Here is a 17588-nt window from a genome sequence, read left to right on the forward strand (position 1 = left end):
TTTCTAGTTCGGCTTATTGTAATTGTAATCAGTTGTACTAGTTATTGTTCCATCAGGAAGCACATACTTAATCCTAGTATTGTAATTTCCTTGTTTCATATATGGAAATATGCCATTTATAATGTATTCATATTGGGAAATTTGTTGTGCATAGGCTGTTGGATTATTCAAATAAGCATTTACCACTTTATATTGAATATCAATAAAATCTTGTTTGAAGGTAAGTGGTAGTAGATATCTAAAAGGTACTCGTTCTTTTAACAAATAATTATTTGGATCTGTGACTGTATAAATAGGATACCATTCAAGTAGATCCATTGACTTTACAGGTGGTACCCCTAAAACTGACTCATTTCTATTTACCGTAAAGTTATTGATAGGGTAATTTTGATAGATCAGAGGATAGATCTCATTTTGATAATATGTATTGTTACTTAAATCTGCTTCCATTTGCATCATAGGCTTATATCCAGTAAGTTCTGTACCTTCAATCTCCTCGAGGTCAAAGCGTTCTGTTTCATTTGATCTTGTATGAAGTGCATGAACGTCTGAATAGATGATTTCCACCATAGGTTGTATATATACTTTTGAGGCCAGTTTTGCCGCAAAAGTGCTATAAGCACTAGTATGAAAATCAAATGAAAGAATTTCAACTGCTTCAGCATTTATGACAGATTCTCCTAAACTTACTTCAAGCACTTCGACTTCTGTGTCTTCTCCTAAGTTTTGATCTGAATAGGTTTGATCAAGACTACCTTGACTTCCAGTATTAGTAGGTTCTGTAACCATCGTTAAAGTATAATCAAGATTATTACTCATGGGTGGCATATTCAAGTATACTCTATTATCACTTCCGCGGTATGAAATAGCAACTTCGCTATTTCCTTGATCAGTGATGAAGTAGGCTTTTTGAGTGAATCCTTCGATGTTTTCAAAAAGATAATCTTGGCCCGTTTTGAGTTTCACAAAAACCTCTCCGTGCTCATCTTTATGAACAAATTTTTGATCCATAGTAGGATACATATAAGCAATGTTCTCATGGGGGATATAATCAGGAGCTTCTCCTGTAGTGAAATTACGTATTTCTGTTTCTATAGCTTCTTGACCATTGTCCATTAATACTTTCCATACCCCATTAGTGCGCTCTTCAAAGTTAACAGATACTTTTAATTGTAAATCCGTCATAGGTGGGAGTATGTCCTCTGAAGCAAAAGTGAGTAAGTCGCCAGTATCGTTCCAACTCATTTCGCCTACAATTGGAGATCCCGCATCAGTTACCTCAAACTCTTTGAGTTTAATACGGTAGGTCTTTACTCCTTGCTCATCCTCAAGTTCAAAAATATGATTCACTCTCATATTGAAACCAACTTGGGGTGCGGTAAAAACATCTACATCTGAGGTGTTATCACCGGGTTGTATATCTGCTATTATTTTCAATCCACCTAAAGGCGCCCCATTCACAAAAGTACATTGCTCACCCAATTCTACTTTCATTCTAAATCGTCCTTTTACAAGGCCACCTAGCACGCTAAAGTGCCCACCAGCATATCCTCGAAACCAAACAGGATTAGGTAATTTAGCCTGCATCAATACTGCAAGTCCAGCACTTATTATTGGGACATCTTTTTTAATAAAGAGTAAACGTACTCTTACCCCAAGTTCTCCTTGAAGATAGGCGTAGGCTTGTCCGTTTGCATACCATCCATTGAGGCCTATTTGACCACTACCTTCACACTCTGCAGTTCCATAATCTTTAACCATGATATCAAATCCAACACCAGCCTGAAGTCTCGCATAAAAGATTAAAAAACTTATGTCTCCAGTATCTAAGCTAAAATCTGCTCCAAAGGCAAAACCACGACCGTCACCTAACATGTTTTCCTCTCGCATAGAATCTAGCTCTGCTAGTTCTACACCTAATATGTCTGCGACAATTGCTGGGGGAGCTGGACTACCGGGTATATTATCTCCCAGCATAAAGTAACCACCACTTTCGATAGAGGCTCCACCAATACCTATTTTAAGACCTAACCGGTCAGTAGGCGTTCCCATATGAACATACCATGTGCTTGGAGCAAAATGTAACACAGCCCATCCAGCGCGGTTACCAGAGGCACGACCTCTAAAGAGACCTCCTGCAGCGTCGATATATAAATCAAATGTTCCATGTAGCGTGCTCGTGGTAAAGTCATATTCTATTGCTGCATACGCATTTAGACCGGCTTGTCCAGCAACGTTGTCAGGATACACTTGCTTAGATGCTTCTACTAAGTTTGTTTCTTTTAGTTGGTTTAGAACGTCATCAGAAAATCCTGCTTCATTTTGTACCACTTCTGCTAAGGTTCCTTTCAATTTTGCGGCAGGATTCGGTATGTCAAAATCTTGCATAACATGTCCTTCTCCATAAATACTAATGCGGTTAAGACCACCAGAATTATTAAATGCAATTTCAAACCCGGCCCCTCCATTCAGGGCTTTTGAAGTTCCTGAAGTAGCAAAAAGAATCATTGCTTTAATTCCTAGTCCGCTATCTAAATCAGGCACATATTCTGATCCAGAGGCTGTAAAACTAGAACTAAAACCAGCTTTCTTCATACGGTAAAAGGCACCACCACCAAAACCTTTTATAGTAAATCCAGTACCGGTTTCAATACTTAGATTATCTACAAGGGCATCTACATACCAATATCTAAATTCTGTTTTTCCAAAAATTGCATTTGCACTTACGGTGAGTTCCTCGGACCCCAATCCTTTAAATCGTGCGGTTAGATTTCCTTTAAAACCATCTCCATAAGTTGGATCATTATCCATAAGGGTAATACTTCCTTCAAACTTAGCCCCACCAATATCTGCATTGATAGCGATTTCTGAAAAAGTAATATTCTTATATTTCCATTTGGTGAGACCTTCTTCTTCTCCAAAGGTTCCATTAACAGCCAATCGAGTAGACGCGCCAAAGGCATCTGCCTGCAGGTTAAGCATTAAATCGAACTCCAACGTAGCCGTATTGTTTGTAGTGGTGAGCTCGATGTCTGCAATAGAGATCGGAAAGTTGGCTACTTTAACTTCACCTTCATACCCTAAATATCCTACTTTAAAAATAGGAGCATCTGTTTTTAGGTGCAGGCCTTCAAATACAACTCCCTCAAACTCTACCGTTTTTTTAGCATTTGTATCTGGGGGTGTTTCAGAAGATTCATTCCCTGGCGGATCTGTATTATCTGCATAGATACCCATACTACCATGAAGCATCGCTTCTGGTTTAAATGTATTATCAGCAACTGTAAGACGCACGTAGGAGTTAGGTGCTATGGTTGCTGTGGCTTTCCACACATTAAAACGTATGGCTTCTGTAGGACTTGCGGTAAGAATGTACTCATCTGTCGCAGGATTGATGACTGCTGTATAGGAAAGTGCTAGTGTACTGCTAGGAGTAGAAAGCTCTTCTGCGGTAGGTGGTGTAACTGGCTGCGGATTATTTATGGCTTCTTGTTGTGCTAATGCATCTGCTTCTGCGGCTTCTTTTGATATAGGAAGTACAATCCCCCCAGCAAATTCTGCTTTGGTAAAATTATTTGCAATAAAGGAAGCTTCGATATGGTCTACAGAGAATTGCCATTTTGAGGCAACCCCTTCATCTAATGGTAATACATTATCCACTGAAAAGTCACCCGACACTCCCATGCCATCAATAAGCATATTTGTTGCATTTAAGGTGATGCGTTCATCACTACCTTTAGCTTTAAATTGTTCGGGTAGGGCTATGGTTAAGGAGTTAATATAGACGCCTTTCCAGAGTTCTGGAAAATCTTCGTCTAGGTAGTCTTGCTGGTAATTAGGGGGCCAGGTGATATTATCACTATTTCTGATATCACTAAAATCAAATACTGCGGTGTTTAGTTCAAACACAAATCCTTTTTCCCAACCTGTGATTGCAAATCTCGGTAGTGAGATATCTACAAGAATGTCATTCCAATCACCAACGACTAAATTAAATTCTGCACCCACACGCTTTTGTATTCCTTGTGGATTTGCAGTAGACTGCGTGTTTGGATAGTAACTATTATCTACCGTGTAGTCAGGTTTGAGAGGTACAATCATAGAACGTGCAAATTGCACTTCTGCTTGCACGGCCAGTTCTTTAAAGCCATCACAATCTATAGTTACGTACGTCTTATCATCTACGTTTCCAGACTGCATATTCATACCACCTTTAAGAATAATGGCACCACGACCTCCACTTATAGCAATAGGGAAATCTCCCAATAAGACAAGATTTGTATCTCCTTCAAGACCTCCACCGTGTGATAATCGTATGTCGTTTGCACCAAAAAACAACTGTTTTTGATGACCATCTGCCCCTTCTTGCGGCAAGATAATACGTACGAATGCCGTGAGTTCTGTATATTCGGCAGTAAAGTTTGCGCCACTTATACCTACCATATATTGAACATTGCCAATGGTCTTACGTATACCCACAGGTAACGCTACAAGGTCTGAGGGTTCTAAGGTTTCTATCCAATTCCCACTTTCATCTAGCGCCTGGAAGGTGGTTTCTGCCTTAGCGAGATGCTGCTCAATACTTACCGTGCTATCTTGTACTTGAGTTGTCAAGGCCCATAAGTTATCTTCTGTAAACTCTGGAGCTGCATCATTAAGTAAGTGCTTATAGTGTTTTGAAATTTGACTATCTAACTCCTCAAAAGAACGAGACTTCACCATAGTCGTTGTGGAGGAAGGCTTCTTTTTGCTTGGGGTTTTGACATCAACGATTGCGGCACTCACCACAGGAGAAGTTGCAAACGTACGTGTACGTTTCCCAACAGCTAGTGAGTCTTTACCAGTTGAGGCAAAGGTTACTGAGCATATTAGGAATGCGAGGAGTGTAAATATGGGGGTAGTGTTTTTCATAATTCAGACTCGTTTTCTTCACTCTTTACTCTCCAAAAATCTTCAGTTAGATTTCTGTAAAACTTATTCGCAGGAATTCCATTGATTAAGTCTTTATGAACCATTTTAATATCATTCACAAAATCAATTATATTGGAAGCTTTCGGAGTAAATCTTTGTTTAGAAAACCTATCTTCTAATACTATTAGGTCTTTATTATTTTGACCTGTACCTAGTAATATATACTGATCAGTTGCACATTCTGCAATGGGTATATATTTCAATTCATGAATTTCATCGTCCTTATCAAAAGCCATCTTTAATACGCTTAGTCCCTCATTTAATGAAAGAAAATTATAAATGAGAAGCCTGCCCTCATCAGGAGTATAAAGTTGTTCTAACATCTCAGTCTTTATATTCATCCTTGGGTCGAGATATTCAAATTTTTTCAATTTTGACCTACCTATCAAAAAGTTTTCGTAAAAATTTTTGTATATAGGAGGTAGATCAATATTTTCAGAAACATAATCGACTGTGTTTCTGATTTCAAATAGTTGTAAGCCTTCGAACATGTTCTAATTATTTGATGGAAAAAATCCAATTATAGGTGTATAACTTTTTATGATTGTAGCGCCTCCCGTATGAGAAGACCCATTTTCACAAGCCCTATTGTGTGTTTCAATAGGAACAGGTATTAAAGTTTTTCCATCTTCATGATGATGCCAAACACATAATACCCAGCCCTCTGAATCAGCATAAATTGACGTAGCATCCTTGATAGCGCATTGTCCACTTATTTTTCTAAAATTTTCTTGTCCATTTTGATTGTATTGTAAAAAAGCCCAATTATTGGCAGCTGTCATATCCGTACCAAATCCTGTCAAAGGACTCTGCCCGCTTAGTTCATCTGGTCTATATCTTATTTTTCCATAGCCATTAGCCATAATAGGGACTTCATTTTGGAAATTTGGATGTCCTAAATTATCAAATGGTGTCCCATTATGAGTAAAAGGAGGAGCACCTTCGGAACCAGGTTTTTGATGAATGGAGTAGTAGCTTCCTACAGTTTCCATTATTTGATCTGATTTAGACGACATTCTTCGTAACAGTGGCAAGCTCGTTCTGGTCCATTCTCTCTTTCCTGTCAAATCACTAACATAGAACCAAGAAGCCACCATTCTACTGTTTGAGTTGATTTCTGATAAAATACTATTAGTTAAAGGATTATAATCAGAACTGAAATCAATTAATTTATCGCTATCTAACTTAATCACGAGAGAATCCTTTAAAGTTGTATAGTTATTAATATTAATTCTCTCAAAAAGATTAAGTGATATGTTCTTCTTTCTGGCTAGTGCCTTACTTAAAATAACTTTCCAAGCTTTAACTCTGGCTAAAGTTAAAGATGCAAGATTAATACATAATTCATTTTCTGAATTACACGCGCCACCAGCTTGACCTTGAATGTCTGTTAAGAATAATGTTTGCTCTTCAACTTCATAAGTGAGTAATTCATCAACAATCTCCTCTAAATTAGGTACCAAACATAGTCTGTGTACTGCATTACTTTTGTTAGTATTTGAAACTAATGTATTTAGTTTTTCACATAATTGCGAGTTAAAGAGGTTTCCTGGGCGGTCTGGACAATATTCACATTTATTGTTTGGATCGTTTTCATCAATATTTTCTTCATATATATATAGTTGAGTAATGTTATCCCCTTGCATTTGAGAAATTACGTGTATAATCTGCTGCGATATTGACATAGACGTAATTATGTAATCAACGTCATTGATATTATCAAGGACGGTACCTACTTTACCGTTTTGAAAGGCAGATGAAGGGGAAGTCTTTATCTTAATTGTAGGTTGTTTAGCAATGTTCTGTGTGATTTTAGAGGTATTGTTCGTTAATGCCATGGCTGCATCCTGAGAAAGGTTGGTTAGACCACTGGAAACTTTAGCAACCCATTCGACTTGATTTGCGGTTTTTGTAAGTGTAAAAACATCTGGTAAATTATTAGCAGAGACATTTATAGCTAAGAGAGTTCCCGCGACTGCACTCTTAAACCTTGCACTAAGTTGAGCTGAAACCTTGAAATAATTCGTGAGTTTAGTCATTTGCATTACATCAATCGATGCTCCCCCAGCGGCAGCTTTAAAATTGTCTAATTGATTTGCAATGAAACTACCTGATTGAGTTAAGTTTTGAAGTTTTAGTAGACCTTTTGATAGATTTACTTTGGATAAACTTGTAAAGCTTTTAACTCCTAAGTTGGTTACATTTGTGCCTGCCTCAACTAAGGTATACACTGTATAGAAGTCATTCCATGTTTTGTATAGTTCTGAATCTGGGTTGATTCTTTGTGCACTAATCTCAGAGGTTACATATGCATCTATTGTTCCAACAACTACACCTGCTGTTGTTATTGTAGCAGCAACAGCGGTGAGTGATGTTCCTCCAGAGAATGGTGCTGCAAGTACTCCAGTCACTATTAATGTTGCATTTCCAATTTGACGTAACATTAATTCTTTAGCTTCTGCTTCAAGAGTACCTTGTAATGATAAGGCATATATAGCTGGAACTACATATTCTTTCCCAACTTCTAAATCAAATTTATTGTCATTACCAGTAATTATAGTTACTGGTTCAAAGGGATTATAAGATTCATCATAATTAAAAATATCACCATAAACTGTAACATACCCACCTCCATATGGACTATAATAATTATCTGTGCCTACAGAATCTGTATATTTATTTTTTAAAATAACCTTCCCATCAGCTACATCTACACTAGTATTTATGATGTTGTAATCTAGTCCGTTAATAGTGTAAGATATCGCGGTGTTATCTGTGCCAATTAAGAACGGTTGTTCCCCCGGATAGTAGTTTTGAATGGTACCACTCAAATTAATTTGTTTTTGATTTTTCTGTAAATCAAAACCACTGTTCTTATTTGCATCCCACGCCCATTTGCCTAATTTCAGAAAAAGAGAAGTTATTTCACTAAAATCTACATCGTTATTAAGGACGTCATTGGGATTTGCTTCATTAAACAATTGTTGAATCCAATTATAGTTGTCATTTTTGATGTGGGTTAAAAGAGTTACTCTATCGGAAATAGGAGTGGATAGAATTAAATTATCTAAGTAAAAGACATCATCTATAAAAAGATCTTTTTCAAATTGCCAAACTTCATCATCGCCAGTCATTAATTTGTCTAAAATAGCCAAACGAGTAGATATTGATATCAAAGGAAATACGCAAGCAGAATAGTTTGCTCTTAAAATATCACGCACTTCTGCAGGAGTCTGTACACTCAAATTAATATTTTCAATAATTTGAGTTTTCTCATACACTACGTTACTATTTTCAGGTAGAGAGCAATCTAATGGTATTGAATTCCAGTCTTTTGTTGCTTCTTCAGAGCCGCCACAGTTTACAGCTTCAGCTTTACTAGTATTACTCGCGATTAGATTATTAATCGCTTCTTCTTTATCAAATTCGGAAGCCCCACTTGTCAAATACTGAAAAGTTTGACTAGCCTCACCATATGTTAAAGTTATATAAGCTTTCCTTCCGCAGTCTGATGATAAATTATATAAGAGATTAATCTTGCTGTTACTTGATAGAGTTGTTTTAGTTTCTACCACGTAAATGTCATTATCATCATTGACATTGGTATACTTATTTTTAGTGAAATTCCAAGTGTATTTTTTTTCACTGTCAAGTCCTCTATTTGCTATAAATCCAGGTAAGGTCCCTGATATGATATCAATTCCCGAGGTTAAATTTTGATGATATAATGTTTTTGAATCTTGAATGAATACAAATTTGAAATCTGGAGTTATTGCATACTTTCCTGCGAACTCCCCATCCTCATCATCTTGAAACAAATAAAAATTAAATCCTGGATTATGCATTTGCGCCCAGTCAGTATGAACGAGACGTGTACCATCAGCATAGTCCATCACCCAATCCGTTTGCTTTTCGAGTGCAGGGTCAAACTGCGTAAACGGATGCTCTAGTCCGAAAATACCGTGACCTAGCTCGTGCGCCATGAGTTTTACACGGTTACTAATCCCTTCTTCTGTAGGTATGTTATCTGGAGTATTAAATATAAATCCGTACTGCCTACGCAAAGGCATAAAACCGTCAATAGGGCGATTAGGTTGTATATCATTCCCAAAAACGAATAAGTAATACGTATTTACATCGTAGCTATGGGAGGCTTTAAATTCACTAATGATTTGGTTTTGCTCAGCGGTGTATGTACTTAACATACCGCTCTCTCCAACTTCCAATGTAGTATCACCTCCGTATTTTTCTGGTGTTATATTAAAATTAATAACAGGAGCATACGTAAAGTTAATTGCTGCCTTCCCGTAAATATTGGTAAGTCCTTGCTCATAGTTTGCCGGTAATTGTGCCTCATTAACTCTCACTACGGTAATATTTGCTTCACGCTCGGCAAGATGCCATAGCCTAAAGGTACCCGCCACCGTTTGTTGTGGATTGGCTTGTGTAGTGTCTGCTTTTAAAGTCGCGTAAACGAGCTCATTTTCAAAGGTAAATAGCCCATTTGCTTCAAGATCTAATACATTTGATTGCCCTATACGTGTGTGTTCTATAAGGCGCCCTGTCTCAGTTTTGAACAATAAACGATCATATAAACTATCATTATCTGTATTGACAGTAGCCCTAATTGTTTCAGAATTATCTTTCTTAACCGCTTTATGTATAATGTCATAAGGAGCACCTGCTGCATCCTGAATACGATCATACACACTGCTCAAGGAACTGTACTGTCCTTCTGGAACTTTATCGTACCCATATTTATACTGTGGGTCTTCATTAAATAAAACTTTTATACCAGGAGCTGAGAGTTGTGTAATCGTTCCATTAAGGTCAAAACCAGGGGTGTTTTGTGTGTCTAACGCTCCGCCTTCTGCCTCTGTGCCGCCATAGGTAACATTTCCATCCTCGTCAACAATAAATATGTCATTAGGTCCACCTGGGTTATTATCTACAATCTGTACGTCATCTCCTCCAGGATAGGTAATACTTACATTGGTATTAGGATCTGTAATAGTGATTGTACCATCATTATTTACTTCAATGTACGCTTCGTAGTTATCTGAAGGTATATCAAACTCGACGGTAATATTATCTAAATCATTATCGCCTTCAAAAACTTCAAAAACATCATCTATAAATTGGACATTACCCCAATCTGCATCATAAGTCGTTTCTACATTACCAGATAGGAGTTGCATATCTGTATTGATCTGTATGCCCTCAAAAGCAACTGAAATTTTTGTGTCTCCTAGCCACGGTACTACAACATACCCACCTCCGCTAAAGGGAGCCGTAGCGTTATCTACTTGAAGCACGGTAACCGGGAAGTCACCTGCTGTAAATTGATCATTTATAAACAATTCAGGTAATACCTCTTGATTCTCCAGCTGGATAGGATCTGGCTCGATCGCACATCCTTGATAGGCAGACGCGGCCTCAGATAAGGTGGTTAACTCATATACAAGTGTCTCTCCATAGCTGCCAAATGTACAGTTGCCTCTAACTTTGAACTCATAGGTGGTTTCAGCTTTGAGATCATTTACGGTCGCATACTCACGTGGCGTAGTGACATCATACCAGTCTGAACTTGCGTTTTTCTCTCGATACTGTAGGGTATAATCAAGATGATCAAAATTACCTTGCCAAGCGATTTTTGCACTGCGATTTGTTAATTCTTCTACCTCTGGAAACAGGGGCGCATCGCATTGCGTTTGATAGTCAAAGTAATAGATCTCACTAAAACCATTGTTAGTAAAAAGTCCTATTTCTTCTATGCCTACCGTAGCAAAGGCACGCACACGCCATCCATAGCGCTTGCCAGGGATGAGTGATGGCTGTAAACCATCATAGATAAAGGTAGTTTGCTGGGTGGTGGTCTGAAAAATAGGTGGTGAGGATAAAAATGCCGCTTGTGGATCAATGTTGAGATCCCAAATTTCAGAAATGATAAGCTCATATTGTACATTAGACACATTGATATGTCTGGGCGTCCATTGAAACACTATATTAAGCGGATTCATCTCTTGAATGCCAGCTGCATTTAAAGGAAGATTAAGCAGTGGCGGATCATTATCAAAGAGCACAAAATTAGTACAGGTCTTTGAAGAAACTTTGTTTCCTGTAAATAGGTCATAGACTTCAAAACAAATACTATATGGGCCTTCAGGTAGCGCGCTTCCATATACAGATGGAGAAATTCCTTGTAAATTCTGAAAACTAAAGTAGGGGGCTAGCTCTCGAGTGCCAAGCGTTGTAGTAACACCACCTTCTAAAAAAATAGGATTTGCACCTACCACAACATCATTGCTTTGCGCATTGATGCCTTGCCCAGAGATAAAAATTTTAAGTCGTACCTCTCGATTGAGCTCTGTAAGATCGTTTAAGATAAATTGTACACGTACCTTATCATTAATAGATGCTTCATTTGCATAATCAGATAACAGTACAGGTCTGGGCGGGATAGTTTGCGGGATCACCTGCACAGGAAATTGTTGCGCTAGTAAAAGTTGCGCTGTAAAAAGCAAGAAGAAGAGATGTAGTAATTGTTGCTTCATAGTGACACGTTAGTTTTGTGAGAGATATTTCAAGGTGTACGCCTCTTCATTTGCAAATGAATTTGCTAGATTTTGATAATATAATATGAGATCTACCGTAAGTAATTTACTTATGGAAGTTGGATTTTGTGCAATGTTACTGTAGGCATCATAAACCTTTTTTATCTGTTCTTTCTTAAACTGCTGTAGCTGTGGTTCTTTTTTGAGATCCTTAGGCGTTCGTATTTGGCTTGTGTGCTCTAGCATATAGCGGTGATTTATAAAGCCTTTGCGGTGCATTAAATATCTCTTATATAGATTGGTATAAGCTTTGTAATTTACAGTATTTTTATTTTCAATAGTCGATGGCTCTATACCTTTATATTCAGAACTCATAATAGTCCCGAGTGCGGTGGTATATTTTTTCTCAATACCACTGTCAGATCTGGTGGCATCTCTAGTTAAATCCTTTATCGCTATAAGTAAGGCTTGATCGTACGCTTTCGCGAAAGCGTTATACGCCTCAACCTCCTCTAAGTAATCTAATGCAGCATCTTTAAGATCTTTATCATCTGCCGTTTTAAGGTCAAGCATTTTTAGTTGTGCGCTATTCACCTTACCCAAGGCACTTGAAGGTGCTATGTTGAAATAGGCGTCATCTTTAAGCGCAATAAATTGCTTATCTAAAGAAATAGCATCCCCTTCATAGATCGTTCCGTTTGCTCTAAACTGTATGATAGTATAATCAGCCAATGTCTTATTACGGGAGGGTGCGCCGGTATTGTTTTGCTTTTTTCCACCTGTGGAGAAGGAGTAGTTATACCCTATGGTTGCAGTAAAATCATTTGCAATAGGGTCACTAGTAGCGATCGCGTTATTTCTAAAAAGAGAGAGAAGACTGAGATTAAACTGATGCTTCTCAAACAGCTGATAGCCTGCATTAAGTCTAACGTTAAAGATTGTATTTTGTAATGCTCCATTTGCACTGCTTTGATTGTAAGAAGCCGCAAAAGAAGAGCGGAGCTTTTTGTCAAAAAACAACTTGGATATTGCTAATGTGGGGCCAATTACTGTATTATCTGTATCTAGCGTTTTATTAAAAGAGGCATTAATTCCCGCAGTGATACTTAAGTCTATGGGTACAAAACTAAGGGAATAGTTACCACCCGTATTGTAAAATGTAGTAGCGCCTATAGTACTTTGATTGCCAGAAAGAAATTGTTCTTGTAGATCTTCTGTGTCTTGTAACGATAGATTTATGCTTGCGTTTTGTACTCGTGTTTTTGTTTTTGATATGGCGTACGTCATATTTAAAGTCGCACTGCGAGACAACTGTCTAAAATTTAAGGTATCTATATTATCAAAAGGAGTTACGGCGTTTATGTAGTCAAACTGGTCTCTAATGTTAGTAACACTTTGAAAGTTAGAGTAGGAGCTATTGATATTTAATTTATCAGATGCTTTTACACTTACATTTACAGCTGCGACCACGCGCTGTAATTCTGAGGTTTTTGATTTATCTAAATTGTCTCTTTGTAAACCAGCATTAACGGCCACGTTTACAGCATTATTAAAAATAGATTGTGACGCATTTACTGCGATATTTTCTAAATCATTGTTGAAAAAATAAGCCCCTAGCGTTTTATAGTTTGGGTCTATACGTTCATAAGTAGCGCCCACACTTCCGTTACCAATACTTGTAGCTACTTGCACATTAAAAGCGTTGTAGTATTGTGTCGTAGCATTTCCTTTAAAAAAGATATTTACAGGTCCGCTATTCTCAGGGGTTCCACTTGCTCTTGCGTCTGCTGTTAATCCAGAGGTGGCATACTCTGCAGTTAAGATCGTGTTTCCAAAAAGATTTACTTTTCCATCTATACTTACCACAAGATTTTCCTGTGGATTTACGCCTGTTTCTACAGGAAATGGATTTTCTATAGAATTTTCATCATCTTTTGCAGCAAAGACAGTAAGACCTAAGGAATATTTCTCAAAACCGTATGCAGTTTTTAAACCATAGCCTATTCGTTTATAGGCAGGAATTGACTGTGGGTCTTCTAGGTCATATTCGTTAGGACGGATCAAACGTCCGTACATCGTACTAATTTTTAAATTAGAAGTTGGAGTTGCGTCAAGACCAAGCCCACTAAATTGATGCCCGCTAAGTGTGTAAGGCGAAAATGTCATCGCAACATCACCTATATGTGCAGTAATCCACTTGTAAGATGGATTTAAACTGAGTCTATTAAATTTAAATGGCTGACTATAATTGAATTCTTGATTAGAGTACGCAAACGATATCGGAACATTATAAATACCGCTTATATTTAGGTTGAGATTTCCATTAAGTACATATGTAAAAGGATCGCGTTCACTCTCACCATCATAAAATACAGAGTTTGCAGAGACACCACCTCCAAGCGTAAAGAGTCTAGCCTTCCCTATTTGAGTAAGATCTTGTGCAGATAAGTTATAAACTGTAACTATAAACACAGAGAGTAGGAGGAAATAAGCTTTTGTCAAAGTATAGGGATCTCTAAATTAAGCGCCAAAAGTATTGTTAAAAAATGTTAAAACAAAAATTTATTTTATTTATTTACAAGTACATATAAACAAATTTTAGCAATCTCATCTAAGTTTAATGTGTACAAACAGTTTATGCAGTATGAAATACTCTTCTCTTGAATGATAAGATTGATTTTTGGTATAATTATCCTTCAAAAATTATTGCTATATTTTATTTATGACGTTAATAGATTTGCTATCTATAGATGTCCAATGTTTTACGCAGTAGTTAGTTTGATATCAAATTATCAGGAAGTTTTATTAGATATGAATAAGTCTTTAAGATAATGGTAACATAGTATTACAATTTTATAGGGAGCATAATAGCGTGTTGTTTAAGTACTTTGTAAAAGCAACATCATATAACTTGATGAAGCTTATTATAGAGCCTTCTATTTCTGTTAGGGAATAGAAAATTTTAATAACTAATAACCAATATAACTATTATGAAAATTCAAGCATATTTAGCTTTTTCGGGGGCATGTGAACAAGCATTTAATTTCTACAAAAACCTTTTTGGAGGTTCTTTACAAAATAAAGAGACTTGGGAAGGAAAGGGACAAGACATTCCAGAGCACTACAGAGATAAGATTCAGCATATTGAATTAAAAGGATCAGGTGTTCACTTTATGGGCTATGATGCCTCACCAGATACTCCTATCAATAATGGAAGTAATATTTGCATGAGTATAGATCTTGATTCTAAAGAGAAGGCAGATGAAATTTTTAATGCTTTATCTAAATCTGGAACGGTGCATTCACCTATGCAAGGCTCAAGTTGGGGAGAATATTATGGAAGATGTTCAGATCAATTTGACGTCATGTGGATGATTAACGCAAAATAATATTACAAAATCATTTTTAGATTAATTAAATAATAAAAATAGTATGGAAAAGACAGTAGTAGAAATAGCACAAGAAGATGAACATAAAAAGTTAGTAGATAATCTTCAAAATCTGATTGAAAAAAATTACGACGCAGAGGAAGGTTACAAAAAAGCTATGGAGAAAGCAGATAATATGGAGTTGAAAAAATACTTGAATAATAGGGCGGTACTAAGAAATGGCTTTGCTCAAGAATTAAGCAATACCGTCTTAGGCTTAAATGAAACTCCTAAAACATCTGGGAGCACTACTGGAGTGTTGCATAGAACTTGGATGAATCTTGTGGATGCTTTTAGCTCAAACTCAGATGAAGGGATTCTTGAGGAGTGTATACGAGGGGAAAAAGCAAGTGTTGAAGAATACAAAGAATTTCTTGAAGATACCCGTTTACCAGAAAATATTACAGCTACAGTGACCAATCAAATGTTTAAGGTGGAAGAGACGCTTTCTGAAATCAAATATCTTGAAGATATTGTATAGTGAACTATAATATTTCATAAAAAACCTCCTTTTTAATGGAGGTTTTTTTATGAAATAAAGGTCCATATTATAATTGTTTCACCTTATCATTCTAACTTTTGTAAGAGATATGTATTCACTATGGCAAAATAATACGGAGTGAAAAATTTGTCTATATTTTAAAAATTTAGAATATACAAAACTAACAACTCCGTAATCATGAAGGCATTAGGCTTTAAAAAGTGGAGTCGGAGACGGCCTAGCGTCAAGAAAATGTCTGGGAGACATTTTTAGCAAGGAGCGAGTGGTAGCGTTGGGCAAATCCCCCGGATACAAGAACACCCGTCCAAGGACGGGTGTGAAGTGGAGTCGGAGGGATTCGAACCCTCGTCCAAACAAGCAATACTACTGCTTTCTACGTGTGTAGTTTCAAATTAAATTTTCGAAAGCTTGCCGGTTAGAAACTACCAACGCACTTCTTATCTTCAATTAAGTTTCTCTCTTATATCAAAGCCCTATAAGAGATAGGTTTACTTTTACGAAGTCACTATATCGATTGCCGTAAACCAAGGCTCTCGAGTGACTTCCTGCTTGTCTACCTTGTAGACCGAGGCGTAATCTTACTATAATTCAGATTATGCAGCTAGGGCGTAGTTATTCTCGCCGTTTAAAAAAGATGAAATATGAGATTTACGAGCTATTTTCCAGCGCTCGACACGCTTACAATACTATTGATCTCGCTGTCAAAACCAGTCGACCCCAAAAGTGTAAATTTCCTATTCTTGCTATTTTAAAGACTTATTAAAGAACTCAAAATAAACAGAACTTCGCTTTCGCGAAAGCGGAACAACAAATATACTACTAAACGTTATATTTGCTCTTAATAAAACGCAAAAGGTATACCAATTAATACACCTATAAAAGAAATCTCAGACATATGAAATTTGCTATCATTAAAGAACGTAAAAATCCACCAGATCGCCGTGTAGTTTTTTCACCAGAAAAGCTAGCGGAGGCTAGAGAACAGTTCTCAAAAGCAAAGTTTATAGTAGAATCTTCTGATATACGTATTTTTCCTAACGATCTATATAGACTAAACGGTTTTAAAGTCACAAAAGATGTATCAAAGGCTGATGTCCTGATTGGTGTAAAGGAAGTCCCGATAGATGCACTCATCCCCGATAAAAAATATTTTTTCTTTAGCCATACAATTAAGAAGCAACCATACAATAGAGCTTTGTTACAAGCTGTTTTAGAAAAAAACATTGAGCTTTACGATCACGAGGTTATTACTTCAGAAAATTCTTCAAGGCTTATAGGTTTTGGTCGATATGCCGGATTAGTAGGAGCTTATAATGGTTTTAGATTGTTGGGTAAAAGAAATCTATTATTTGACCTCCCTAAAGTGGAAGAACTCTCAGACCTGAATGCCGTTAAAAAAGAGCTAGATAAATTAGCACTTCCTAAAATTAAAATTTGCCTTACAGGCTCTGGAAAAGTAGCGATGGGGGCAAAAGAAATTCTTGATCATCTACAAATTAGGGAAGTTACCATAGCAGACTATCTGTCTAATGATTTTGAATACCCTGTATATTGTCACATTGACGTATTAGATTATAATAAACGAATAGATGGTGCTATAGGAGATAAATATGAATTTTATAAGGATCCCTCTGGTTATAAAAGTGACTTTATGAAGTTTGCCCAAGTGACAGATTATTTTATTGCTGGTCACTTTTATGGGGATGGAGCTCCTTATCTTTTTACTAGAGAACAAGCAAAAGACCCTAACTTCAATATTCAAGTAATTGCAGATGTTTCTTGTGACATAAACGGTCCAGTAGCCAGCACGATTAAACCCTCCACCATTGCAGATCCTTTTTATGGATATAATCCTCTTACCGAAAAAGAAGATAATTATACGAAAGAAGGAGTAATTGCCGTTATGGCGGTAGATAATCTACCTTGTGAACTCCCAAGAGATGCAAGTGAAGGATTTGGTGAGATGTTTTTAGAGCATGTAATTCCTGCTTTTTTTAATGGAGATGAAGACGGTGTATTAGAAAGAGCATTGATGACTAAGAATGGAAAGCTTACGCCTAGGTATTCCTATTTACAAGGATATGTAGATGGCAAGTAGTGCGCCTTAGTTTTTGATTATCTTCATGACTTGTG

7 protein-coding genes and 1 other RNA gene are annotated in these 17588 nt (G+C 36.9%); 3 read left to right on the forward strand and 5 right to left on the reverse strand.

Translation table 11 applies throughout. The annotated features are described in order from the left end of the window. Window positions 1-3 precede the first annotated feature (3 nt). From OD90_RS12590 to OD90_RS12605, 4 genes are read right to left on the reverse strand one after another with little or no spacing between them, the layout of a single operon-like run. Window positions 4-4911 (reverse strand): hypothetical protein, encoded by a 4908-nt coding sequence (locus OD90_RS12590; protein ID WP_144669507.1) that lies wholly within the window; start codon window positions 4909-4911, stop codon window positions 4-6. Then, window positions 4908-5462: a hypothetical protein gene (locus tag OD90_RS12595; RefSeq protein ID WP_144669508.1), complete on the reverse strand. Its 555-nt coding sequence runs from the start codon at window positions 5460-5462 to the stop codon at window positions 4908-4910. Before OD90_RS12595 ends, OD90_RS12590 begins: the two co-directional genes overlap by 4 nt. Window positions 5463-5465: 3 nt before the next feature. Next, window positions 5466-11525, reverse strand: coding sequence for a fibronectin type III domain-containing protein (locus OD90_RS12600; protein ID WP_144669509.1), 6060 nt, complete (start codon window positions 11523-11525; stop codon window positions 5466-5468). Window positions 11526-11534: 9 nt separating this feature from the next. After that, window positions 11535-14027 (reverse strand): hypothetical protein, encoded by a 2493-nt coding sequence (locus tag OD90_RS12605; RefSeq protein WP_144669510.1) that lies wholly within the window; start codon window positions 14025-14027, stop codon window positions 11535-11537. A 488-nt stretch (window positions 14028-14515) separates the two neighbouring features. On the opposite strand from OD90_RS12605, the gene OD90_RS12610 reads away from it, so the two are divergent. Together OD90_RS12610 and OD90_RS12615 are read left to right on the forward strand one after the other, a co-directional pair. Beyond that, the gene (locus tag OD90_RS12610) at window positions 14516-14914 is read left to right on the forward strand and encodes a VOC family protein (RefSeq protein ID WP_144669511.1); all 399 of its coding nucleotides are present in this window, start codon (window positions 14516-14518) and stop codon (window positions 14912-14914) included. Window positions 14915-14957: 43 nt separating this feature from the next. After that, window positions 14958-15434, forward strand: coding sequence for a ferritin-like domain-containing protein (locus OD90_RS12615; protein ID WP_144669512.1), 477 nt, complete (start codon window positions 14958-14960; stop codon window positions 15432-15434). A 340-nt stretch (window positions 15435-15774) separates the two neighbouring features. Here OD90_RS12615 and ssrA read toward each other — a convergent pair. After that, window positions 15775-16174, reverse strand: a transfer-messenger RNA (tmRNA) gene (ssrA, locus tag OD90_RS12620). A 176-nt stretch (window positions 16175-16350) separates the two neighbouring features. Between ssrA and OD90_RS12625 the strand changes: the two genes are divergently transcribed. Continuing rightward, window positions 16351-17553, forward strand: coding sequence for an NAD(P)-dependent oxidoreductase (locus OD90_RS12625; RefSeq protein ID WP_144669513.1), 1203 nt, complete (start codon window positions 16351-16353; stop codon window positions 17551-17553). The last annotated feature ends 35 nt before the right edge of the window (window positions 17554-17588 follow it).

The organism is Dokdonia sp. Hel_I_53 (assembly GCF_007827465.1).
GTDB lineage: Bacteria > Bacteroidota > Bacteroidia > Flavobacteriales > Flavobacteriaceae > Dokdonia.